Annotated in this window: 20 protein-coding genes; 11 read left to right on the top strand and 9 right to left on the bottom strand. The window is 72.1% G+C overall.

The features are described from left to right. Positions 1-110 precede the first annotated feature (110 nt). Complete coding sequence (gene gltB / locus ABZT74_RS07015) at positions 111-4,703, top strand: glutamate synthase large subunit (RefSeq protein ID WP_356433679.1); 4,593 nt, start codon at positions 111-113, stop codon at positions 4,701-4,703. After that, entirely contained in the window at positions 4,696-6,156 is a 1,461-nt protein-coding gene (locus ABZT74_RS07010; protein WP_356165509.1) for a glutamate synthase subunit beta, read from the top strand. Before gltB ends, ABZT74_RS07010 begins: the two co-directional genes overlap by 8 nt. 179 nt (positions 6,157-6,335) lie before the next feature. Here the strand turns inward: ABZT74_RS07010 and ABZT74_RS07005 are convergent, their stop codons facing one another. Next, the gene (locus ABZT74_RS07005) at positions 6,336-7,235 is read right to left on the bottom strand and encodes a chitosanase (protein ID WP_356433678.1); all 900 of its coding nucleotides are present in this window, start codon (positions 7,233-7,235) and stop codon (positions 6,336-6,338) included. Between the two features lie 158 nt (positions 7,236-7,393). On the opposite strand from ABZT74_RS07005, the gene ABZT74_RS07000 reads away from it, so the two are divergent. The 3 genes from ABZT74_RS07000 (at position 7,394) to ABZT74_RS06990 (ending at position 10,503) form a co-directional block, all read left to right on the top strand. Further along, complete coding sequence (locus ABZT74_RS07000) at positions 7,394-8,113, top strand: VWA domain-containing protein (RefSeq protein ID WP_356165504.1); 720 nt, start codon at positions 7,394-7,396, stop codon at positions 8,111-8,113. Beyond that, on the top strand, positions 8,110-8,664 hold the full coding sequence (locus tag ABZT74_RS06995; RefSeq protein WP_356165501.1) for a HutD family protein: 555 nt from the start codon (positions 8,110-8,112) through the stop codon (positions 8,662-8,664). The genes ABZT74_RS07000 and ABZT74_RS06995 overlap by 4 nt, the downstream gene beginning before the upstream one ends. Before the next feature lie 213 nt (positions 8,665-8,877). Next, positions 8,878-10,503, top strand: a complete 1,626-nt coding sequence (locus ABZT74_RS06990) for a cytochrome bc complex cytochrome b subunit (RefSeq protein WP_356165499.1) — start codon at positions 8,878-8,880, stop codon at positions 10,501-10,503. Here the strand turns inward: ABZT74_RS06990 and ABZT74_RS06985 are convergent. Both ABZT74_RS06985 and ABZT74_RS06980 read right to left on the bottom strand, forming a co-directional pair. Further along, positions 10,478-11,476, bottom strand: coding sequence for an acyl-CoA dehydrogenase family protein (locus ABZT74_RS06985; RefSeq protein ID WP_356433677.1), 999 nt, complete (start codon positions 11,474-11,476; stop codon positions 10,478-10,480). The two genes, ABZT74_RS06990 and ABZT74_RS06985, sit on opposite strands and share 26 nt — an antisense overlap. Beyond that, on the bottom strand, positions 11,476-12,621 hold the full coding sequence (locus tag ABZT74_RS06980) for an acyl-CoA dehydrogenase family protein (RefSeq protein WP_356433676.1): 1,146 nt from the start codon (positions 12,619-12,621) through the stop codon (positions 11,476-11,478). Before ABZT74_RS06980 ends, ABZT74_RS06985 begins: the two co-directional genes overlap by 1 nt. Before the next feature lie 100 nt (positions 12,622-12,721). On the opposite strand from ABZT74_RS06980, the gene ABZT74_RS06975 reads away from it, so the two are divergent. The 3 genes from ABZT74_RS06975 to ABZT74_RS06965 are packed head-to-tail and all read left to right on the top strand — an operon-like array spanning position 12,722 to position 15,335. Further along, complete coding sequence (locus ABZT74_RS06975; protein ID WP_356433675.1) at positions 12,722-13,513, top strand: SDR family oxidoreductase; 792 nt, start codon at positions 12,722-12,724, stop codon at positions 13,511-13,513. Between the two features lie 15 nt (positions 13,514-13,528). Continuing rightward, positions 13,529-14,140, top strand: coding sequence for a TetR/AcrR family transcriptional regulator (locus tag ABZT74_RS06970; protein WP_356433674.1), 612 nt, complete (start codon positions 13,529-13,531; stop codon positions 14,138-14,140). A 37-nt stretch (positions 14,141-14,177) separates the two neighbouring features. Then, positions 14,178-15,335, top strand: a complete 1,158-nt coding sequence (locus ABZT74_RS06965) for an acetyl-CoA C-acetyltransferase (protein WP_356165485.1) — start codon at positions 14,178-14,180, stop codon at positions 15,333-15,335. 48 nt (positions 15,336-15,383) lie between these two features. On the opposite strand, the gene ABZT74_RS06960 is transcribed toward ABZT74_RS06965, so the two are convergent. Genes ABZT74_RS06960 through ABZT74_RS06945 form a run of 4 tightly spaced genes read right to left on the bottom strand, consistent with a single transcriptional unit; the run spans position 15,384 to position 18,893 of the window. Beyond that, positions 15,384-16,463: a nitronate monooxygenase gene (locus ABZT74_RS06960; protein ID WP_356433673.1), complete on the bottom strand. Its 1,080-nt coding sequence runs from the start codon at positions 16,461-16,463 to the stop codon at positions 15,384-15,386. Next, entirely contained in the window at positions 16,463-17,281 is an 819-nt protein-coding gene (locus ABZT74_RS06955; protein WP_356433672.1) for a CoA-transferase, read from the bottom strand. Before ABZT74_RS06955 ends, ABZT74_RS06960 begins: the two co-directional genes overlap by 1 nt. Then, a complete protein-coding gene (locus tag ABZT74_RS06950) occupies positions 17,278-18,144 on the bottom strand; it encodes a CoA-transferase (RefSeq protein ID WP_356433671.1) in 867 nt (288 codons plus the stop codon). The genes ABZT74_RS06955 and ABZT74_RS06950 overlap by 4 nt, the downstream gene beginning before the upstream one ends. Next, positions 18,141-18,893 carry an enoyl-CoA hydratase family protein gene (locus ABZT74_RS06945; protein WP_355869960.1) on the bottom strand — a complete coding sequence of 251 codons (753 nt, stop codon included), beginning with the start codon at positions 18,891-18,893 and terminating at the stop codon, positions 18,141-18,143. The genes ABZT74_RS06950 and ABZT74_RS06945 overlap by 4 nt, the downstream gene beginning before the upstream one ends. A gap of 82 nt (positions 18,894-18,975) precedes the next feature. On the opposite strand from ABZT74_RS06945, the gene ABZT74_RS06940 reads away from it, so the two are divergent. Both ABZT74_RS06940 and ABZT74_RS06935 read left to right on the top strand, forming a co-directional pair. After that, entirely contained in the window at positions 18,976-19,812 is an 837-nt protein-coding gene (locus ABZT74_RS06940) for an SDR family oxidoreductase (protein WP_356433670.1), read from the top strand. Beyond that, a complete protein-coding gene (locus tag ABZT74_RS06935) occupies positions 19,809-20,723 on the top strand; it encodes an SDR family oxidoreductase (RefSeq protein WP_356433669.1) in 915 nt (304 codons plus the stop codon). Before ABZT74_RS06940 ends, ABZT74_RS06935 begins: the two co-directional genes overlap by 4 nt. A 186-nt stretch (positions 20,724-20,909) precedes the next feature. Here the strand turns inward: ABZT74_RS06935 and ABZT74_RS06930 are convergent, their stop codons facing one another. Next, entirely contained in the window at positions 20,910-21,656 is a 747-nt protein-coding gene (locus ABZT74_RS06930; protein WP_356433668.1) for an ankyrin repeat domain-containing protein, read from the bottom strand. Positions 21,657-21,822: 166 nt separating this feature from the next. Beyond that, positions 21,823-22,716, bottom strand: coding sequence for a hypothetical protein (locus ABZT74_RS06925; protein WP_355869950.1), 894 nt, complete (start codon positions 22,714-22,716; stop codon positions 21,823-21,825). Between the two features lie 219 nt (positions 22,717-22,935). On the opposite strand from ABZT74_RS06925, the gene ABZT74_RS06920 reads away from it, so the two are divergent. Beyond that, a complete protein-coding gene (locus ABZT74_RS06920) occupies positions 22,936-23,718 on the top strand; it encodes a serine protease (protein ID WP_355869947.1) in 783 nt (260 codons plus the stop codon). Positions 23,719-23,734 lie beyond the last annotated feature (16 nt).

The raw sequence follows: 23,734 nt of genomic DNA, 5'->3' as shown, positions 1-23,734 counted from the left end.
TTCTCGAGAACCGCTCCATCATGTAACCTGCGTGAAATTTTGCACCCCAGCAGAGGGCCAACGTCGTCCCTCGGCATCAGTCATATGCCACGACGACGACGGGAGAGCCGATGCGTACGCCGCGCCAGCCGTCCCAGCACTCCGTGAACGGCCAGAAGTGGTCCTTCATGGATGCTCGCCCTGCTGCACAGGGTATGTACGACCCCCGCAACGAGCACGACGCCTGTGGCGTCGGCTTCGTGGCCACCCTCACCGGTGAGGCGAGCCACGCGCTGGTCGAGCAGGCGCTCACCGTTCTGCGCAACCTGGAACACCGCGGTGCCACCGGCTCCGAGCCCGACTCGGGCGACGGAGCGGGCATCCTGTCCCAGGTCCCGGACGCCTTCTTCCGCGAGGTGGCCGATTTCGAACTTCCCGCAGCCGGCGCGTACGCGGTAGGAATCGCCTTCCTGCCCGAGGACGGCACGGACGAGGCCGTCTCACGGATCGAGACGATCGCCGCCGAAGAGGGCCTCACCGTCCTCGGCTGGCGCGAGGTCCCGGTCGCCCCCGGACTCCTCGGCGCCACCGCCCGCTCGACGATGCCCGCCTTCCGCCAGATCTTCGTGAGCGACAACGCGAGCGAGGGCATCGCCCTCGACCGCACCGCGTTCGTGCTGCGCAAGCGCGCCGAGCGCGAGGCCGGTGTCTACTTCCCGTCGCTGTCCGCGCGGACCATCGTCTACAAGGGCATGCTGACCACCGGCCAGCTCGAACCCTTCTTCCCGGACCTGTCCGACCGCCGCTTCGCCTCCGCGATCGCGCTCGTGCACTCCCGCTTCTCCACCAACACCTTCCCGAGCTGGCCGCTCGCCCACCCGTACCGCTTCGTCGCGCACAACGGCGAGATCAACACGGTCAAGGGCAACCGCAACTGGATGGTGGCCCGCGAGTCCCAGCTCGCCTCGGACCTGTTCGGCGACAAGGGCCTGGAGCGGATCTTCCCCGTCTGCACGCCGGACGCCTCCGACTCGGCCTCCTTCGACGAGGTGCTCGAACTCCTGCACCTCGGCGGCCGCTCGCTCCCGCACTCCGTGCTCATGATGATCCCGGAGGCGTGGGAGAACCACGACTCCATGGACTCGGCCCGCCGCGCCTTCTACCAGTTCCACGCCACGATGATGGAGCCCTGGGACGGCCCGGCCTGCGTCACCTTCACCGACGGCACCCAGGTCGGCGCGGTCCTCGACCGCAACGGCCTGCGCCCCGGCCGCTACTGGGTGACCGACGACGGCCTCGTCGTCCTCGGCTCCGAGGTCGGCGTCCTCGACATCGACCCCGCCAAGGTCGTCCGCAAGGGCCGCCTCCAGCCGGGCCGCATGTTCCTCGTGGACACCGCCGAGCACCGCATCATCGAGGACGACGAGATCAAGGCCGGCCTCGCCGACGACCTGCCCTACGCGGAGTGGCTGGAGGCCGGCGAGATCGAGCTCTCCGACCTGCCCGAGCGCGAGCACATCGTGCACACCCACGCCTCGGTCACCCGCCGCCAGCAGACCTTCGGCTACACGGAGGAGGAGCTGCGGATCATCCTCGCGCCGATGGCCAAGGCCGCCGCCGAGCCGATCGGCTCGATGGGCACCGACTCGCCGATCGCCGCGCTCTCGCAGCGCCCGCGTCTCCTCTTCGACTACTTCACCCAGCTGTTCGCGCAGGTCACCAACCCGCCGCTGGACGCGATCCGCGAAGAGCTCGTCACCTCGCTGCGCTCCTCCCTCGGCCCGCAGGGCAACATCCTCGAACCGACGGCCTCCTCCTGTCGTAGCGTCACCCTGCCCTTCCCGGTGATCGACAACGACGAGCTGGCCAAGCTCATCCACATCAACGCCGACGGCGACATGCCCGGCATGAAGGCCGCGACCCTCTCCGGCCTCTACCGGGTCTCCGGCGGCGGCGACTCGCTCGCCGCCCGGATCGAGGACATCTGCGTCGAGGTCGACGCCGCCATAGAGAACGGCGCCCGGCTCATCGTCCTGTCGGACCGCCACTCCGACGCCGAGCACGCGCCGATCCCCTCGCTGCTGCTCACCGCGGCCGTCCACCACCACCTCATCCGCACCAAGCAGCGCACCCAGGTGGGCCTGCTGGTCGAGGCCGGCGACGTCCGCGAGGTCCACCACGTCGCCCTGCTCATCGGCTTCGGCGCCGCGGCCGTCAACCCGTACCTCGCGATGGAGTCCGTCGAGGACCTCGTCCGCGCCGGCACCTTCCTGCAGGGCATCGAGGCCGAACAGGCCATCCGCAACCTGATCTACGCGCTCGGCAAGGGCGTCCTGAAGGTCATGTCCAAGATGGGCATCTCGACCGTCGCCTCCTACCGCGGCGCCCAGGTCTTCGAGGCCGTCGGCCTGGAGCGGGCCTTCGTCGAGAAGTACTTCAACGGCACGACCACCAAGATCGGCGGCGCCGGTCTCGACGTCATCGCCAAGGAGGTCGCCGCCCGGCACGCCAAGGCCTACCCGGCCTCCGGCATCGCGCCCGCGCACCGCGCCCTGGACATAGGGGGCGAGTACCAGTGGCGCCGCGAGGGCGAGCCCCACCTGTTCGACCCCGAGACGGTCTTCCGCCTCCAGCACTCGACGCGCTCCGGCAGCTACGAGATCTTCAAGAAGTACACGGGCCGCGTGAACGAGCAGTCCGAGCGCCTGATGACGCTGCGCGGCCTGTTCGGCTTCACCTCGGACCGGCCCTCGATCTCCCTCGACGAGGTCGAGCCGGTCTCCGAGATCGTCAAGCGCTTCTCCACCGGCGCCATGTCGTACGGCTCCATCTCCAAGGAGGCGCACGAGACCCTCGCCATCGCCATGAACCAGCTGGGCGGCAAGTCCAACACCGGCGAGGGCGGCGAGGACGCGGACCGGCTGTACGACCCGGCCCGCCGCTCCAGCATCAAGCAGGTGGCGTCCGGCCGCTTCGGCGTGACCAGCGAGTACCTCGTCAACGCCGACGACATCCAGATCAAGATGGCCCAGGGCGCCAAGCCCGGCGAGGGCGGCCAGCTGCCCGGCCACAAGGTCTACCCGTGGGTCGCCAAGACCCGTCACTCCACCCCGGGTGTCGGTCTGATCTCCCCGCCGCCGCACCACGACATCTACTCCATCGAGGACCTGGCTCAGCTGATCCACGACCTCAAGAACGCCAACCCGCAGGCCCGCATCCACGTGAAGCTGGTCTCCGAGGTCGGCGTCGGCACGGTCGCCGCCGGTGTCTCCAAGGCCCACGCGGACGTCGTCCTCATCTCCGGCCACGACGGCGGAACGGGCGCCTCGCCGCTCACCTCGCTCAAGCACGCGGGCGGCCCCTGGGAGCTCGGCCTCGCCGAGACCCAGCAGACCCTGCTGCTCAACGGCCTGCGCGACCGCATCGTCGTGCAGACCGACGGCCAGCTCAAGACCGGCCGCGACGTCGTCATCGCCGCGCTGCTCGGCGCCGAGGAGTTCGGTTTCGCGACCGCGCCGCTCGTCGTCTCCGGCTGCGTCATGATGCGCGTCTGCCACCTGGACACCTGCCCCGTCGGCATCGCCACCCAGAACCCGGTGCTGCGCGAGCGGTTCGCCGGCAAGGCCGAGTACATCGTCAACTTCTTCAAGTTCATCGCCGAAGAGGTCCGCGAGATCCTCGCCGAGCTGGGCTTCCGCACCATCGAGGAGGCCGTCGGCCACGCCGAGAACCTCGACGTGGAGCGCGCCATCACCCACTGGAAGGCGCAGGGCCTGGACCTGTCCCCGCTCTTCTACGTGCCCGAACTGCCCGAGGGCGCCGCGCTGCACCAGGTCATCGAGCAGGACCACGGTCTGGAGAAGGCGCTCGACAACGAGCTGATCAAGCTGGCCGCCGACGCGCTGGCCGCGGACTCCGCGACCGACGCCCAGCCGGTCCGCGCCCAGGTCGCGATCCGCAACATCAACCGCACGGTCGGCACCATGCTCGGCCACGAGGTGACGAAGAAGTTCGGCGGTGCGGGCCTGCCCGAGGACACCATCGACATCACCTTCACCGGCAGCGCGGGCCAGTCGTTCGGCGCGTTCCTGCCGCGCGGTGTCACGCTCCGCCTGGAGGGCGACGCCAACGACTACGTCGGCAAGGGCCTCTCCGGCGGCCGCGTGATCGTCCGCCCCGACCGGGGCGCCGACCACCTCGCCGAGTACTCGACGATCGCGGGCAACACCATCGCGTACGGCGCGACGGGCGGCGAGCTCTTCCTGCGCGGCCGGACCGGTGAGCGCTTCTGCGTCCGCAACTCCGGCGCGACGGTGGTCTCCGAGGGCGTGGGCGACCACGGCTGCGAGTACATGACCGGTGGCCACGCGGTCGTCCTCGGTGAGACGGGCCGCAACTTCGCGGCCGGCATGTCCGGCGGCGTCGCGTACGTCATCGACCTCGACCGCGACAACGTCAACATCGCCAGCGTCGACGCCGTCGAGGAACTCGACGACACCGACAAGCAGTGGCTGCACGACGTCGTGCGCCGCCACGCGGAGGAGACCGGCTCGACGGTCGCCGAGAAGCTGCTCGCCGAGTGGCCCGTGGCCGTGGAGCGCTTCAGCAAGATCATCCCCAGCACGTACAAGGCAGTGCTCGCCGCCAAGGACGCCGCCGAGCGAGCCGGACTCGACGAGTCCGCGATCACCGAGAAGATGATGGAGGCGGCGACCAATGGCTGATCCCAAGGGCTTTCTGAACCACGGCCGTGAGGTCGCCACGTCCCGGCCGGTCGACGAGCGCGTCAAGGACTGGAACGAGGTCTACGTTCCGGGCTCGCTGCTCCCGATCATCTCCCAGCAGGCCTCGCGCTGCATGGACTGCGGCATCCCCTTCTGCCACAACGGCTGTCCGCTCGGGAACCTCATCCCCGAGTGGAACGACTACGCGTACCGCGAGGACTGGCAGGCCGCCTCCGAGCGGCTGCACGCCACGAACAACTTCCCGGAGTTCACGGGCCGTTTGTGCCCGGCCCCGTGCGAGTCGGCGTGCGTGCTCGGCATCAACCAGCCCGCCGTGACCATCAAGAACGTCGAGGTCTCGATCATCGACAAGGCGTGGGACAGCGGCAGTGTCGCGGCCCAGGCCCCGGAGCGCCTCTCCGGCAAGACGGTCGCGGTCATCGGGTCGGGACCGGCCGGTCTCGCCGCCGCCCAGCAGCTCACCCGCGCCGGCCACACCGTCGCCGTGTACGAGCGCGCCGACCGCATCGGCGGCCTGCTGCGCTACGGCATCCCCGAGTTCAAGATGGAGAAGCGGCACATCAACCGCCGCATCGAGCAGATGCGCGCGGAGGGCACCCGCTTCCGCACGGGCATCGAGATCGGCCGCGACCTCAAGGCGACGGACCTGCGCAAGCGGTACGACGCCGTGGTCATCGCCGCCGGTGCGACCACCGCCCGTGATCTCCCCGCTCCCGGGCGGGAGTTGAACGGCATCCACCAGGCCATGGAGTACCTCCCGCTCTCCAACAAGGTGCAGGAGGGCGACTTCGTGGCGCCCCCGATCACCGCCGAGGGCAAGCACGTCGTGGTCATCGGCGGCGGCGACACCGGCGCGGACTGCGTGGGCACCGCCCATCGCCAGGGCGCGGCCTCGGTCACGCAGCTGGAGATCATGCCGCAGCCGGGCGAGGAGCGGAACCCGGGCCAGCCCTGGCCCACGTTCCCGATGCTCTACAAGGTCACCTCCGCGCACGAGGAGGGCGGCGAGCGGGTCTACTCCGTCAACACCACCCACTTCGAGGGCGACGAGGACGGCAACGTCCAGTGGCTGCACCTCGTCGAGGTCGAGTTCACCGGCGGCAAGCTGGCCCAGAAGCCGGGCACGGAGCGCAGGATCCCCGCGCAGCTCGTGACGCTGGCGATGGGCTTCACCGGCACCGACGTGGAGAACGGCGTGGTCGCCCAGTTCGGTCTGGAGCTCGACGAGCGCGGCAACATCGCCCGCGACGCCGACTTCGCGACCAACGTGCCCGGCGTGTTCGTCGCCGGTGACGCCGGCCGCGGCCAGTCCCTCATCGTCTGGGCCATCGCGGAGGGCCGTTCGGCCGCCCGCGGTGTCGACCGCTTCCTCACCGGAGCGAGCGACCTGCCCGCCCCGATCCGCCCGACGGACCGCTCGCTGATGGTCTGACCCGCGGATCGGTGACCCCGATCGCGTGACCTGACGGTCACTCAAGAACGTCCCGCACAAAGGCGTGCGGAACACGAGACGGCGCCTGCCTCCCTGTCCCCGACCGGACGACCTGGCAGGCGCCGCCGCATGCCCGCACAACGGCGGCCCCGCACCGGCGTGTCGGCGCCGGCCGGGGGCTACGGCAGCCGGTACGTCTCGCCGTACACCTTCCACACCAGCGGTGTGTCCAGGCCGAGGTTGCCCTCACGCAGGAAGACGCGCTGGGCGGTGTCGATGCGGGTGGTGTCACGGTGGGCGTCCCGGGACCGCATCGCCGCGCGGCGCACGTCCAGGAACGTGTCGAGGTACGCCTTCTCGTCGCCGCCCTTCGACGGGGGCTCCGCCTCGCGCAGCGCACGGGTGCGCAGACCGTAGAAGCCGTAGTCGCCGGTGCCGGGGCCGTGCATGACCATCGCGTCGTAGTAGATGAACTGGCCGAGGGTGCCGAGGCCGTCGCGCCGCGCCTGCCGGACGGCGGGGTCGAAGTAGACCCGGTCGCGCTCGGCGTCCTGCGCCGCGCGGAACGCGGGCACCGTCGCCTCGTGGCGCCAGGCCGCCGGGAAGCCCGGGTCCAGACCTTCGTGCGAGTCCGTGCCGTCCACCTCGCGCAGTGCCGGCAGGTAGCGGGCGAGTCCGTTGTCCGGATGCCTGCTCGTGTACGACTCGACGAGCGTGAGCAGGTCGTGGGTGCCGGTGCAGTAGCCGATGATGCCCGCCGTGTAGCCCTGGCCGTCACCGATGTCCTCGACATAGGCGTACGCCTGACGCCAGTCGAGCGTCGAGTTCTCGGCACTGGCGACGAGTTGCTGGGCCAGCTCCTTCTTGTCCGGGGCCACGAGCCCTGCCGGCGCGGCGGCGATCTTCCGGTCGTCCCCGTCGCGCTCGGCCGTCGCTCCGGTTCGCTCGCGGGGCTGCCGCGAGGCCGGCGCGGGCGTCCCGGCGTCGGCTCTGGCCGGGTGCTCGGGCAGCGCGAAGTAGACCGCTGTCGTGACCAGGACCGGAACAACCGCCAATAACAGGAAACCCGCACGTTTCATGACGGACAGGGTACGCAGGGACGCTGTGCGCGGGGACGGCGTACGGGTGTGCCGGACCCGAAGTTCACGCGCGCGCCCGCCCCGGTGGCCGCCGCACCGGGCCGGAACCGTGACGTAACCTCGGCGTACCGCAACCCTCGTACGACGGGAGCCCCCGCATGGCCGGAGTCAGCCTGACCAAGGTCGAGGAGACCGCGCCCGCGCTGGTCGACCTGTACAAGAGCGCCGGGGTCTGCCTCACCAAGCACGGGCTGAGCGGGCAACGGGCCGCCGTCTACCTGGTCGTCGACCACTCCGGGTCGATGAAGCCGTACTTCAAGGACGGCAGTGTGCAGGCCCTCGCCGACCGGGTGCTCGGGCTGTCCGCCCACCTCGACGACGACGGCACCGTCCCCGTCGTCTTCTTCTCCACCGACGTCGACGCCGTCACCGACATCGCGCTCGACAACCACGAGGGGCGGATCGAGCGGATCGTGGCCGGGCTCGGCCACATGGGCAGGACCAGCTACCACCTCGCCATGGACGCGGTCATCGACCACTACCTCGACAGCGGCTCCAAGGCGCCCGCCCTCGTCGTCTTCCAGACCGACGGCGGACCGATCAACAAGCTCGCCGCCGAACGCTATGTGTGCAAGGCGGCCCGGCTTCCCCTCTTCTGGCAGTTCATCGGGTTCGGCGACCCGGCCGCCAAGCAGTTCGACTTCCTGCGCAGGCTCGACGAGTTGGCCGTTCCGCGGCAGCGGGTCGTCGACAACGCCGGCTTCTTCCCGGCCGGTTCGGACCCGCGGAGGATGACCGACGCGGAGCTGTACGACCGGCTCGTCGCGGAGTTCCCGCAGTGGCTGGCCGCCGCCCGGGCGCAGGGGATCGTCACGTGAGCGCACACCTCCTGCCCGCCGCCGGGCGCGGAGCCGTGCCCTGGAAGAACGGCGGCGGAGTCACCCGGGAGATCCTCGTCCGCCCCGAGGGCGCGGACATGGCCGGCTTCGCGTGGCGGGTCAGCCTCGCCGACGTCGGCGCCGACGGGCCCTTCTCCTCCTTCGCCGGGGTGGACCGGATCCTCACCATGGTCGAGGGCGCAGGGATGGACCTGACCGTCGGGGACGAACGCCGGCTCGTCGACACCCGGTACGTGCCCCGGCGCTTTCCCGGTGACCTGCCCACCGGGTGCCGGCTGCTCGGGGGGCCCGTCGTGAACCTCAACGTCATGTGGAACCGGGGTGGTTCGGCGGTGCCGTCCGTCGAGGTCCTGCTTCTCGCCGACGAGGTGGCCGTCCCGGCGGGGCCGGCCGTCCTGGTCGTGGCACTCTGCCCCTCCACGGAGCTGGCCGGGCTGACCCTGGGCCGCTACGACGCCGCGCTGCTGACGGCGGAGCCGGCCGTACTCCGGGGGGCGGGGCCGGTCGCGGTGATCCGGGTGGACGCGTAGGCGTTTCCTCGCCCCCTCCGCCCCTACCCGTCCCGTCCCCGGGGACGCTGCCCCCGGACCCCCGGACCCCCGCTCCTCAAGCGCCGGAGGGGCTGAGTCCTTCCCGTCCGGCGCTGGAAAGTCCTGGCCCGTCCGGCACATCAACTCCCTTGTGGCGACGCACCGTTGGCTTGGCGCGAAGGGCGTGGCACCCTGGGGCCGAGGGGGCTTCGTATGAGTGTGCGTGAGGAGCGGCGGGCCGAGACGGCCAAGGGGGAGCGGCTGGCGGACTGGGCAGACGGCCGCCTGGGCATCTACTCGCTGGCCAAGGCCAACATGCGCAAGGTCTTCCCGGACCACTGGTCGTTCATGCTGGGCGAGGTCTGCCTCTACAGCTTCCTCGTCCTGATCATCACCGGCGTCTACCTCACCCTGTTCTTCGAGCCCAGCGGCGTCGAGGTCGTCTACCACGGCTCGTACGAGCCGCTGAACGGCATCATCATGACCAGGGCGTACGAGTCCACCCTGGACATCAGTTTCGACGTGCGCGGCGGACTCCTGATCCGGCAGATCCACCACTGGGCGGCGCTGGTCTTCCTCGCCGGGATGCTCGTGCACATGATGCGGGTGTTCTTCACCGGCGCGTTCCGCAAGCCGCGCGAGGTCAACTGGCTCTTCGGCTGGACCCTGTTGATGCTCGGGCTGCTCACCGGCCTGACCGGCTACTCACTCCCGGACGACCTGCTCTCCGGCACCGGCGTCCGCTTCGCGCAGGGCGCGATCCTGTCCATCCCGGTCGTCGGGACGTACATCTCCTTCTTCCTGTTCGGCGGCGAGTTCCCGGGGCACGACATCATCCCGCGGTTCTTCCCCATCCACGTCCTGCTGCTGCCGGGCATCATGCTGGGGCTGGTCGTCGCCCATCTGATCCTGGTCTTCTACCACAAGCACACGCAGTACCCGGGGGCCGGAAAGGACGAGAAGTCGGTCGTCGGCATGCCGTTCATGCCGGTCTACATGGCGAAGGCCGGCGGCTTCTTCTTCCTGGTCTTCGGCGTGCTGTCGATCATGGGCGCGATCGCCACCGTCAACCCCGTGTGGGCGTTCGGGCCCTACCGTCCCGACCTGGTGACCACCGGCGCGCAGCCCGACTGGTACCTCGGGTTCTCCGAGGGGCTGATCCGGGTGATGCCGGGATGGGAGATCAACGCCTTCGGCCACACCCTCCAGTTGGGTGTGTTCATCCCGTTCTCGCTGTTCCCGCTCATCATGGCCGCCATCGCCGTCTATCCGTTCATCGAGGCGTGGATCACCGGAGACCGGCGCGAGCACCACATCCTGGACCGGCCGCGCAACGTCCCCACCCGCACCGGCCTCGGCGTGGCCTGGCTGACGCTGTACGCCATCCTGCTGGTCGGCGGCGGCAACGACCTGTGGGCGACCCACTTCCATCTCTCGATCAACGCGATCACCTGGTTCGTCCGCGTCGGCGTGTTCGTCGGGCCCGCCCTCGCCTTCGTCGTCACGCGGCGCATCTGCCTGGGGCTGCAGCGCGCCGACCGCGAGAAGGTGCTGCACGGCCGGGAGTCCGGGACCATCAGGAGGCTCCCGCACGGCGAGTACGTCGAGGTCCACGAACCCCTCACCCCGGCCCAGCGGTTCACCCTCACCCAGCACGAACAGGCGCCGCCCTTCGAGGTGGGCCGACTGGTCGACGCGAACGGCGTGGTCCGCCGGGCCGGTCCCGCCCGGCGGCTGCGGGCCCGGCTGGCGCGCGGCCTCGAGGGGCCCGCCGCCCGCGTCCCGAAGCCGACCGCGGAGGAGTACCGCGAGATCACGAGCGGGGACGAGCACCACTGAGACCCGCCAGCACCTGCGCCCGGCACTCGGCGGGAGTGCCCCACGCGGCGCGCAGGGGGCGCGCCTTGGTGAGCCAGAGCGACAGGTCGTACTCGGCGGTGTAGCCGATCGCGCCGTGCAGTTGCAACGCGGTCCGGGCCGTGGCGTACGCCGCCTCGACCGCCGTCACCTTGGCGGCGGCCACGTCGGCGGGCGTCATCGACAGGGCGGCTCCGAACAGCAGGGGGCGGGCGAACTCCAGGGCGATCCTCGCGTCCGCGAGCCGGTGCTTGACCGCCTGGAACGAGCCGACGGGCACACCGAACTGGGTGCGCTGTCCGACGTACGCGACGGTCCGGTCGAGAAGCGCGAGGCCGACGCCGAGCGCCTGCGCGGCGGTCGCGAGCCGGGCCCACGTCACCGCCCGGCGCACGGCGCGGGTGACCTCCGGTCCGCGCGCCAGGAGTTCACCGCCGGTCCGCGGCCGGGACAGGCGCCGGGCGAGGTCCGCCGACGCGCGAACCGGGCCGTGGCCCGGCGCCAGATACAGGCTCTCGCCCTCCGCGGCGAGCAGCACGGTCGCGGCGTCGGCGTCGAGTGCGTACCCGCCGTCCGACGCGAGCGTGGCGACGCTCCCGCCCGAGGCCAGCCCCGGCAGCAGACGTTTGGCCGGCCCCGACCCGCCCCGCTCGCCCAGAGCGCTCAGCAGGGCGGCCGCCGCGACCGTCTCCACCACCGGCCCCGGTACCGCGTGCCGGCCCAACTCCACGAACCCGACGACCAGTTCGACGGGGAGCGGTCCGACCCCCTCGTACGCCTCCGGCACGGCCAGCGCGAAGACCCCGGCTTCGGCGAGGCGCGACCACAGGGCACGGCCGGGCGCGGGATCGCCGTCCGCCCAGGCCCGTACGGCCGACGGGGTGTCCGCGGCGGACAGCATCGCGTCCAGCGAGGCGGCGAAGGCGCGCTGTTCGTCGTCGAGCAGGAAACGCATCAGCGGCGGCCCTTCGGGAGGCCGAGCAGCCGCTCGGCGATGATGTCGCGCTGGATCTCGTTGGTGCCCGCGTAGATCGGCCCGGCCAGCGCGAAGACATGGCCCTCGGACCACGCGCCGTCCGCCGACTCCGCCTCCGCGCCCAGCAGATCGAGCGCCGTCTCGTGCAACGCGATGTCGAACTCGGACCAGAACACCTTGTTCAGACTGGACTCCGCTCCGATGCTCTCCCCGTCGAGGAACCGGGAGGCGTTGGCGTACGTGAACAACCGGTAGGCGCGGGCCCCGATCACCGCGTCCGCCACCCGGTCGCGCAGCGCCGAGTCCGCCGGGTCGCCGACCTCGCGCCACAGCGCCACCAGCCGGTCGGCCGCGGCAAGGAAGCGGCCCGGTGAACGCAGGGTCAGGCCACGTTCGTTGCCCGCCGTCGACATCGCCACCCGCCAGCCCTGCCCCGGCTCGCCGATCACGTCCTCGTCCGGGACGAACACGTCGTCCAGGAAGAGTTCGGCGAACGCCGGCCTGCCGTCGAGCCGGCCGATGGGACGTACCGTGACGCCGGGCGCGCGCAGGTCGAACATCAGGTACGTCAGGCCCTGGTGGGGCTTCGGCAGGCCCGGCTCGCTGCGGAACAGGCCGAACGCACGGTCGGCGAACGCGGCCCGCGACGACCAGGTCTTCTGACCGTTCAGCCGCCAGCCGCCGTCCACCCGCACCGCGCGCGATGCCAGGGACGCCAGGTCGGAACCGGCCTCGGGCTCGGACCACGCCTGCGCCCAGACCACCTCGCCCGTCGCCATCGGCGGCAGCACACGCGCCCGTTGCCCGGGGGTGCCGTGGTCGAGGAGGGTCGGCGCGAGCAGGCTGATTCCGTTCTGCCCGACCCGGCCGGGCGCGCCCGCCGCGTGGTACTCCTCCTCGAAGGCCAGCCAGCGCATCAGGTCCGCGTCGCGGCCGCCGTAGGCCGCGGGCCACGACACCACCGACCAGCGGTCCGCGGCGAGTTCGGCCTCCCAGACACGGTGAGCGGCGAAGCCCTCCTCGGTCTCCAGCGAGGGCAGCGGGACCGCCGGGACATGCGCGACCAGCCAGGCGCGGGCCTCGGCGCGGAACGCCTCATCGGCGGGGGAGGGGGTGAGATCCATCGGCGGCACCTCTCGGCTGCGGGCGGTGGGACCACGGGGGTCCCGCTCCGCCGGGTGACGGCGCTTCCCTAACAAGTGTTTGGTAGGTTAGCTTGGGGTCATGAGCGACGTCGAGAGTCCGGCGTACGTCCCCGGGCACGGGCTGCTGAAGGACCGCACCGCCGTCATCACCGCCGCGGCCGGGGCCGGCATCGGCGGCGCCACCGCACGCCGGTTCCTGGAGGAGGGCGCGCGCGTCCTGATCAGCGACGCGCACGCGCGCCGGCTGAAGGAGACCGCCGCGGCCCTCGCCGGGGAGTTCGGCGCAGGCCAGGTCGCCGCGCTGCCCTGCGACGTCACCGACGAGGAGCAGGTCCAGGCCCTCTTCGACACCGCCGTCCGGCTCCACGACCGCCTGGACGTCGTCGTCAACAACGCGGGCCTGGGCGGGACATCGGCTCTCGTCGACATGACCGACGAGCAGTGGTCCCGCGTGCTGGACGTGACACTGAACGGCACCTTCCGGTGCACCCGGGCCGCGCTGCGACGGCTCAAGGAGCAGGGCGGCGGCGGAGTCGTCGTCAACAACGCCTCCGTCGTCGGCTGGCGGGCCCAGTCCGGACAGGCCCACTACGCCGCCGCGAAAGCCGGCGTCATGGCACTCACCCGGTGCGCGGCGATCGAGGCCGCCGCGTACGGGGTCCGGGTCAACGCCGTCTCGCCGAGCCTCGCCATGCACCCGCACCTGGTGAAGGTGACCACGCCCGAACTGCTGGAGGAACTCACCGCCCGCGAGGCCTTCGGCCGGTACGCCGAGCCCTGGGAGATCGCCAACGTGATCGTGTTCCTCGCCTCCGGCTACTCCTCGTATCTCACCGGCGAGGTCGTGTCCGTGAGCAGCCAGCACGCATAGGACGACAATGACCGTGTGCCTACCAAGAAGAAGCCCCAGGTGACCGCCACCCCGGAGCGCCGCCGCGAACTGCTCGGCACCGCCGCCGAGGTCTTCGCCGAGCAGGGCTACAACGCCACCACCGTCCGCAGGATCGCGGACGAGGCCGGGATGCTCGCGGGCAGTCTCTACTACCACTTCGACTCCAAGGAATCGATGCTGGAGGAGATCCTGCGGACCTTCCTCGACGAGCTCTGGGACGGCTACGACACCGTCCTGGAAGCCGGACTCGGCCCCCGGGAGACCCTGGAGGCCCTGGTCACCGAGTCCTTCCGGGAGATCGACCGGCACCGCGCGGCCGTCGCGATCTACCAGAAGGAGGCCCGTCACCTCGCCGCGCAGGAGCGCTTCGCGTTCCTCGCCGAGTCGCAGCGCAACTTCGAGAAGGCGTGGCTGAACACGCTGGAGCGCGGTGTCGACGCCCAGGTCTTCCGGGCCGACCTCGACATCCGGCTGACCTACCGCTTCGTCCGGGACACCGTGTGGGTCGCCGCGTCCTGGTACCGGCCCGGTGGTCAGCACAGCCCCGAGGAGATCGCCCGGCAGTACCTGTCGATGGTGCTCGACGGGATCTCCGTCCCTACGTAGCCGAACGTGAACCACTCATCCTCGCGAGGGAGTCGTCATGGCCGAGGCCTACATCGTCGAAGCGGTCCGCACACCCGTCGGGCGGCGCCGGGGAGGGCTCGGCGCGGTCCACCCCGCCGACCTCGGCGCGCATGTGCTCACCGCGCTGGTCGAGCGGTCCGGCGTGGACCCGGCAGCCGTGGAGGACGTCGTCTTCGGCTGCCTGGACACGGTCGGGCCGCAGGCCGGTGACATCGCCCGCACCTGCTGGCTGGCCGCCGGACTGCCCGAGGAGGTGCCGGGCGTCACCGTGGACCGGCAGTGCGGGTCCTCGCAGCAGGCCGTGCACTTCGCCGCCCAGGGCGTCCTGTCCGGCACCCAGGACCTGGTGGTCGCCGGCGGCGTGCAGAACATGAGCCAGATCCCCATCGCCTTCGCCTCCCGGCAGGCCGCCGAACCGCTCGGCCTCACCGAGGGCCCCTTCGCGGGCAGCGAGGGCTGGCGGGCGCGCTACGGCGACCGCCCCGTCAACCAGTTCCACGGCGCCGAACTCATCGCCGCCAAGTGGGGCATCACCCGCCGCGACCAGGAGGAGTTCGCCCTCCGCTCCCATCAGCGCGCGATCCGCGCCATCGACGAGGGCCGCTTCGAGCGCGAGAGCGTCCCGTTCGGCGAGGTCGCCGTCGACGAGGGGCCGCGCCGGGACACCTCGCTGGAGAAGATGGCGGGCCTGAAGCCGGTCGTCGAGGGCGGCACCATCACCGCCGCCTGCTCCTCCCAGGTCTCCGACGGCGCCGCCGCGATGCTGCTCGCCTCCGAGCGGGCGGTCCGCGAGCACGGCCTCACCCCGCGGGCCCGGGTGCACCACCTCTCCGTACGGGGCGAGGACCCGATCCGGATGCTCTCGGCCCCGATCCCGGCCACCGCCCATGCCCTGAAGAAGACCGGCATGTCCATCGGTGACATCGACCTCGTCGAGATCAACGAGGCGTTCGCCCCGGTCGTCCTCGCCTGGCTCAAGGAGACCGGCGCGGACCCGGACCGGGTCAACGTCAACGGAGGCGCGATCGCCCTCGGCCACCCGCTCGGCGCGACCGGCGTACGGCTGATGACCACCCTGCTGCACGAACTGGAGCGCACCGGTGGCCGCTTCGGCCTCCAGACGATGTGCGAGGGCGGCGGCCAGGCCAACGTGACGATCATCGAACGCCTCTGAGGACGGCCGGGAAGGGCCCGGACACGAGTGCCGTCCGGGCCCCCGACGTCAGGGTCCTGTACGGCGGTCCGGTATCGACACTCCGAGGCCCGCAAGCCGGTCGAGGGTCTCCCGGGCCTCTCCCATCACCCGCGCGATCAGCTCCTCGCACGACGGCAGGTCCTCGATCACACCGGCCACCTGGCCCGATGCCATCACGCCGAGGTCCGTCCGGCCGTCGACCATGGACGACCTGAGGAGCATCGGGGTGTTCGCGGCGAGCAGGACCTGGCTCCAGGTCAGGTCCCTGCCGTGTCTCATGGCGAGGCCGTCGCGGATCATCCCGGTCCACGTCAGGCCGGAGAGACGCCGGAAGCCGGCGGCCCGGCGCACGGCCCGGGCGAGTGTCCTCGTGCGGCCCGCCCGCTCCAGCGCGTCGACGAGGTCGGTGCGCAGCATGCGGTGCGGCATCCCGTCGACGGCCGTCGTCACCGTGACGTCCCCGACCGTCGCCGCGAGGTATCGCGCCTTCACCGCGTCGGGCACCGTCGAGTCGGAGGTCAGCAGGAACCGTGTGCCCATCGCGATGCCCGCCGCCCCGTAGGCCAGCGCCGCCACCAGTCCCCGGCCGTCGTGGAAGCCGCCCGCCGCCACCACTGGGATGTCCACGGCGTCGACGACCTGCGGCAGCAGCACGCTCGTCGCCACCTCACCGGTGTGTCCGCCGCCCTCGCCGCCCTGCACGATCACGGCGTCGGCGCCCCAGCCGGCGACCTTCTCGGCGTGCCGCCGGGCGCCGACGGACGGCACGACGACCACACCCGCCTCCTTCAGCTCGGCGATCAGCTCGCGGGAGGGGGCGAGCGCGAACGACGCGACACGCACCCCCTCGTCCACGATGATCCGCACCCGGTCGCCGGCGTCCGACGCGTCGGCGCGCAGGTTCACGCCGAACGGCTGGTCGGTGCGGGACCTGACCTCGCGTACGGCGTCCCGGAGGTGGTCGAGGGTCATCGTGGCGGAGGCGAGGATGCCCAGCGCGCCCGCGTTCGCCGTCGCCGAGACCAGGCGGGGGCCCGCCACCCAGCCCATGCCGGTCTGCACGACGGGATGCCGGACGCCGACGAGTCCGGTCAGCGCGGTCTCCATCAGCGCCCGCTCCCGTGCGTGGCGGCTCCGCCGTCCCCGCCCCGGCCGAAGCGCGCCGGGCCCTCTCCGGCGGGGGTGGGGGCGGCGGGGTCGGGCACCTCCCGGTCCCGCAGCCCCTTCGGGTCGAGCACCGTCCGGATCAACTCCAGCTCCCGGCTGGTCGGTTCGCGGGTGAACGGGACCTCGGCCGGGATCGTCAGCGCGAACCCGGTGGCCGCGCGGACCTGCTCGGGGGTGACGCCCGGGTGGACGGACGCGAGCCGCATCGTGTGGTCGGGCGTCGCGAAGTCGAGGACCGCGAGGTCGGTCACCACGCGGGGGAGACAGTGGAAGCGGGTGGCGCTCGGGCCGGCGGCGGCCGCCCGGTCGTACCCCACCCCGCACACCACGTCCACGCGCTCCACGAAGACCCGCGTCGAGTGCTTGGGGATCCAGTAACTGGTCGGGTTGTTGAGGGTGTTGACCGGGGCGCCGCGCATCCCGAGGAGCTGGCGCCGGGGCCGCGACCAGTCACCGATGCAGGAGATGTTCTGGTTGCCGAAGCGGTCGATCTGGCTCGCGCCCATCATCACGTGCCGCCGCCCGCCGGTCACCGCCGTCAGATGCCGCCGGTAGGGCAACCAGCCCTCCGTGGCGCCGTCCGGGCCGACCAGCAGTGCCTCGCCGTCGGTCAGCAGCAGCTCGGGCGCGAAGGTGCGCCGGGCGAGGCGCGCCCCGACGGACGGGACGAGGCCCATGGGGCTGGCGAGCACCTCGCCGTTGTCCCGCCAGGCCTCGGCGCAGGCGATCACGCAGTACTCGGCTCGGGTGACGCTCACTGGTCCCGCTCCTTCCGCCAGGCCTGGACGGCGCTCTGGTAGGCGTGCTCGTCACCGGCGAGGAAGCGCCCGGCGAACTCCTCGTACGGCGTGGTCGCGTACAGCTTCTGGAAGGCCTCGTCGCGTCCGTAGTCCGGGGCGCAGGAGGTGAAGTGCGCGCCGTTCGGCGTCTCCACCACGCCCGTGACGGACGGCCGCTGGAGGAGCAGGGTCTGCGGCGCGGCCTCCTTGGTCAGCTCCGCCGTGTCGACGATCCGCTCGCACGAGACGTACGCGGTGTCGGCTGCCTCGCAGAACAGGTCGTCGAAGTACGGGTCCGGTCCGAGGTACTGGCCGTTGCCCGCGCGGTCCGCGCGGTTCATGTGGACCAGGGCCGCGTCCAGGCGCAGGGCGGGCATGGCGACGAGCTCCTCCCGCACCCCGGACGATGGGTCGGGATACGGCGAAGTGACGGTCCGAAGACCGGGGTTGACCCGCATCACGTCCGAACCGATGCCGGCCCGCACCGGGAGGAACGGCAGCCGGTTCGCGGCGGCGTGCAGGCCCCACATGAACATCGCCTCGTCGACCTCCGTCAGCTCGAACGCGCCTCGCTCGCGGGCCGCGCGGTAGTGCGGTTCGAGCGGGATCGAGTCGAGCGTCGCGAAGGCCGTCACCAGCTTGCGGATCCGCCCGGCCGCCGCGAGCAGGCCGACATCCGGCCCGCCGTACGCGACGACGGTCAGATCGGTGATCCCGCTGCGGAGCAGCGCTCTCACCAGGGCCATCGGCTTGCGCCGCGAACCCCAGCCGCCGATACCGAGCGTCATCCCGCTCTCCAGCCGGCCGACGACGTCCTGCGCCGACATGGTCTTGTCGCTCACCGGGTGGCCTCCTTGCCGAAGCTGTCGCGGACGCGGCCGGCCACTCCGCCGAAGCCGGCCTCGTAGGTGAAGCCCTGCTCGAAGCGGTAGCTGCGGCGCACGTCGACGGGGTCGATGCCGTTGATCGCGGCCTTGGCGAGACGGATGAGCCGCCCGTCCTTCGCGGCGATCTCCCGCGCCAGCTCCAGCGCCGCCGACCGCAGTTCCCCGCGCGGGACGACCCTCCAGACCGAGCCGTGCGCGTGCAGCTCGGCCGCGGTGGCCGTGCGCGAGGTGTAGTACAGGGCGCGCATCAGATGCTGGGGGACGAGCCGGGCCAGGTGCGTGGCCGCGCCGAGGGCGCCCCGGTCCAGCTCGGGCAGGCCGAAGGCGGCGTCCTCGCTCGCCACGATCGCGTCCGCGTTTCCCGCGAGGCCGACGCCGCCGCCCAGGCAGAAGCCCTGCACCGCCGCGACGACAGGCACCTCGCACTCGTACACCGCGGCGAAGGCCTCCGCGCAGCCCTGGTTGGCGCCGATCAGCGCTTCGTGGCCGGTGGGGTCGCGCTGTATCTCCTTGATGTCGACGCCCGCGTTGAAACCGCGTCCCTCCGCCGCCAGGACGACGCAGCGGACCCCGGGGTCGCGGCCCGCCGCGCGGACGGCGTCGGCGAGCTCGAACCAGCCGCGCACCGGCAGCGCGTTCACCGGTGGGTAGTCGGCCGTGACGACGGAAATCCCCTTTTCCGGGGACGAGGTGGAGACACCCATGGACACATCAGCTACCTTTCCACCAAACGTTTGTTAGGTGTGATGCGAAGCTAGCAGCGATCGCGGCCGCGCGGGAGGCCCTGTGGACAACGTGGACACCACCGGCGAGGACGGCGCCGCGGACCTGGACGGCCGGACGGTCGTCGTCACCGGCGGCACCCGGGGCGTCGGGGCCGGGATCGCCCGGGCCTTCGTCCGTGCGGGCGCGCACGTCGTGCTCTGCGCACGCAGACCCCCCGAAGTCCCTCTGGAAGGGACCGACTTCGCGCCGGTCGACCTGCGGGACCCGGCCGCCGTACGGGACTTCTTCGCGTCCCTGCCGCGGCTCGACGTCCTGGTCAACAACGCGGGCGGCGCCCCCTACCGGCCGCTCGCCGCGGCGGACGCCGAACGGCATGCCCGGGTGATCGAGCTCAACCTCACCGCTCCGCTCACCGCGTCGCTCGCCGCGTACGAACATCTCAGGCGGGCGCGCGGGTCGATCGTGATGATCGGGAGCGTGAGCGGGTCCCGCCCGTCGCCCGGCTCGGCGGCCTACGGGGCGGCGAAGGCGGGGCTGGAGAACCTGGCCCGTTCCATGGCCGTCGAGTGGGCACCGGAGATCAGGGTGAACACCCTGGTCGTCGGCATGGTCCGCACCGAACTGGCTCATCTGCACTACGGCGGCGAGGACGGGGTCGAGGCCGTCGCCCGTACCGTCCCGCTGGGCCGTCTCGCCCGGCCGTCCGACGTCGGGGGAGCCGCCGTGTTCCTCGCCTCGGACGCCGCCGCCTACATCAGCGGAGCCTCGGTCCTCGTCCACGGAGGCGGCGAGCGGCCCGCCTTCCTCGACGCCGCGACCGTCAACAAGGACGACAAGGGCGACAAGGACGACGAGAACAACAAGCGCGACAAGGACGAGCGGGGAGAACCGGCATGAGCGCACCGCTGCTGTGCGAGGGACGCGTCGTGATCGTCACGGGCGCGGGCCGCGGGCTCGGCAGGGCACACGCCCTGGCGTACGCCGCCGAGGGCGCCCGGCTCGTCGTGAACGACCTCGGCGTCGGCCTCGACGGCGCCCCCGGGCCGGACAGCCCGGCCCGCCGGGTCGTCGAGGAGATCCGCGCGGCCGGCGGCGAGGCGGTGGCCCACGGCGGCGACATCGCGACCACCGACGGCGCCGCCTCCCTGGTCCGCGCCGCCCTGGACACGTACGGCCGGCTCGACACCCTGGTCAACAACGCGGGCTTCCTACGTGACCGGATGCTCGTCAACCTCGACGAGGAGGACTGGGACGCCGTCCTGCGGGTCCATCTGAAGGGGCACTTCCTGCCGCTGCGGCACGCGGCCGCGCACTGGCGCTCGGAGGCGAAGGCAGGCCGCACGCCAGAGGCCAGGGTGGTCAACACCAGCAGCGGAGCGGGCCTGTTGGGGTCGGTCGGGCAGGGCAACTACAGCGCTGCCAAGGCGGGCGTCGTCGGCCTGACACTGGTCGCGGCGGCCGAGATGGGCCGCTACGGCGTGCAGGCCAACGTCATCGCCCCGGCCGCCCGCACCCGGATGACCGAGCGGACCTTCGCCGGGACGATGACGGCGCCGGACAGCGGCTTCGACGCCATGGCTCCCGAGAACGTCTCGCCGCTGGTGGTCTGGCTGGGATCGGCCGCGAGCGCCGGGGTCACCGGCCGCGTCTTCGAGACCGAGGGCGGCCGGATCACCGTGATGGAGGGCTGGCGGCCCGGCCCGAGCGCGGACAGGGGAGGCCGCTGGACCCCGGCCGAGGCGGGCGACGCGGCCCGCAGACTCCTGACGGAGGCGGAGACACCGGGAGCGGTGTACGGCGCGGAGTAGAGCGCGGGACGGGACCGAACAGGGCGGAGGGGCGGACAACGGAGGGTCGGAGTGACCGGGCGGGTGCGGGCGACGCGGAGACGGGCACGGCGGAGACGGGTAGGACGCGAGAGGGGTAGGACGGGAGAGGGCGGGACGGCGGCCGGGGAGGGGAGTGCGAGCGCCGGGTGGGTCGGGAAGGGGCGTTCAGCTCCCGGGTCGTTCCACGCCCGCCGTCAGCAGGGCGATGATCTCCGCGTGTCCCGTCTGGAGTTCGTCCCCCGCGAACGGACTGCCCTGGGCGTCCAGGAGTTCCACCTCGATGGTGATGCCGTCGGCGGATCCGTGGCGTCGGGTGACCGAGCGGTGTCCGGGTCCGTGTGTGCGGGCCAGACCGGCACGCAGCTCGGCCTCGACACCGACGGTGAGCAGACGGCGCGCCTCGGCGAGCGCCTCGGCCCGCGCGCCCGCCCCGCGCGCGAGCAGGGCCCGCACGCAGCCGACGGAGCCCCGGCGGGCCGCCGTCACCAGCGGCGCCTCGCCCGAGGGGCCCGGCCTGTCCGGGTCCGCGCCCGACCCGAGGAGCAGCTCCGCGACCGTGGTGTGACCGCACCGCAGGGCCCAGGTCAGCGCGGTGAATCCGAACGCCTCCACCGTGTCCGGTCCCGCCCCGGCGCCGAGCAGGGCCCGCACCACCTCGACGTGGCCGCCGCAGGCCGCGCCGCACAGGGGAGCGTCCGTGCCCAGACTGAGCCGGTCGGGGTCGGCGCCGCCGGCCAGCAGCAGCCGTACGATCCCGGCCCGGTCGCTCACGGCCGCCGCGTACAACGCGCTCTGGCCGTCCTCGTCCACGCTCTCGGCGCTCACCCCGGCGCGCAGCAGCCGTACGACCGTGTCCTCGTCCCCCTCGTACAGGGCGGGGAAGAGGGCGGCGGCGAGGTCGTCGGTGCTCATCCCTCGACCCTCGCTCGCCAAGGACACGCGAGGCAAAGACTTTTGGGGTGTCCTGCCTCACCCCTTGGCTGTCGGCGGCCCGTTCCCGCCCCGTCGCCCGCCGGTGGTGGCTCCCGGCCGGCGTGTGCGTCAGGTGCCCGGCGCGTGCGTCACGTGCCCGCGTGCGTCAGGTGTCGCACTCCAGCACCGTCCGGCACAGCGCGCACCGTGCGCGGACCCGGCCGCGCACCGGCACTCTGATCCGCTGGTGGCAGGTCGGGCAGGGAAAGGACACGCGCAGCGGTCCGTCGGCGTCGGGGGCGAACGTGTAGGCGACGCCCGCGGGGTCGGGGGAGTGGTGATCCTGGGCCTGCCGGCGGTCCTTGGCGTAGCGGCGGCGGCCCGCCCAGCCGGCCGCGGTCAGCGGGGGCTGCTGCTCGTCGCGGCGGGCCCGCGCCATGCCCTTGGTGTAGGCGGTGTACGCCTGCGGGCTGGTGAACCACACGGAGGGATCCTCGCCGAACACCAGGGCCCGCTTGGCGAGGACGTACCCGAACTCCTCCGGGGTCAGATAGCCGAGCTTCTGCGAGGACGCGGCGTCCTCGCGGTAGGCGTCCAGGAGCAGCCAGCCGGCGCCGAGGTAGGCCGCGGCGGTGTCGGTGAGGATCTCGTTGTCGCGGGTGCCGGGGAAGGCGAGGTCGAGGCGGTGCAGGTAGACGTGCATCACCTCGTGGGCGAGGGCGGCGCCGATGTCCCTGCGGTGGGTGCGGAAGCGGTCGTTCAGCTCGATGAAGTACTCGGGTCCGGCGGCGAGTTCGACGTTCGCCGCGTGGGTCATCTCGCGGAAGCCGACGATCATCCGGGCGTCCGGAAGACGGTAGTGCCGCACCAGCTCGCGGGCCACGCGCTGGGCGCCCAGATGCAGGTCGTCGAGGTCGGCGAAGGCCACGTCGGCGGGGGCCACGCTGGCCGAGAAGGTGTGGACGGTGTCGTACGAGAGCCGTTTCCAGAGCGCGGTGACCGACGCCCGCACCGTGTCCAGGTGAGGGAAGCCGTGCTCGACGGGTCCGCCGTTCGCCACGTCAGCACCCCCTGAAGACGCCGGAACTCCCCTCCACTCTAAGCGGGCTTCCTCCCGGCGGCCGGGGACGCGGCACGCCCGCGGGCGTGTCTGGCCGGATTGCGGCTCTTGCCCGCGCCCTGCGGCGGTCCTCATAATCCCCACCAGCTTGGCAGGAGCATGCCAGCAAGCCTTTCTGTGTCCCTGCCCGGCGGACAACCCCCCACGAAAGGAAACGCGTTGAAGTCTCCGAAGAAGTCCCGTCTCGTCCGAAGACTGCTCGCCGTCGCCGCGGTCGTCCTCTCCGCCGCGTCCCTCCAGCCGCTGACCGCGCAGGCCGCCCCCGCACCCGTCGTCGGCGGCACCCGCGCCGCGCAGGGCGAGTTCCCGTTCATGGTCCGCCTCTCGATGGGCTGCGGCGGCGCCCTCTACACCAAGAGCATCGTCCTCACCGCCGCGCACTGCGTGAACGGCTCGGGCAACAACACCTCCATCACCGCCACCGCCGGAGTCGTCGACCTGCAGAGCGGCAGCGCCGTCAAGGTCAAGTCGACGAAGGTCCTCCAGGCCCCCGGCTACAACGGCAAGGGCAAGGACTGGGCGCTCATCAAGCTCGCCAAGCCGATCGAGCTGCCCACCCTGAAGATCGCCACCACCACCGCGTACAACAACGGCAACTTCACCGTCGCCGGCTGGGGCGCGGCCCGCGAGGGCGGCGCGCAGCAGCGCTACCTCCTCAAGGCCACCGTCCCCTTCGTCGACGACGCCACCTGCAAGCAGGCGTACGGCAGCGACCTCGTCCCCGGTGACGAGATCTGCGCCGGATTCGTCGCGCAGGGCGGTGTCGACACCTGTCAGGGCGACTCCGGCGGCCCCATGTTCCGCAAGGACGACACGGGCGCCTACCTCCAGGTCGGCATCGTCAGCTGGGGCCAGGGCTGCGCCGAACCCGGCTACCCGGGCGTGTACAGCGAGGTCTCGACCTTCGCGGCCGGCATAGCCAGTGCGGCGGCAGGGCTCTAACACCTCGCCCGCCGGT

The sequence above is a fragment of the Streptomyces sp. NPDC005302 genome, from assembly GCF_040607345.1.
In the GTDB taxonomy this organism is placed as follows: domain Bacteria; phylum Actinomycetota; class Actinomycetes; order Streptomycetales; family Streptomycetaceae; genus Streptomyces.
The sequence above is the reverse complement of the archived record's forward strand: the minus strand, read 5'-3'. Positions and strand labels throughout refer to the sequence as shown.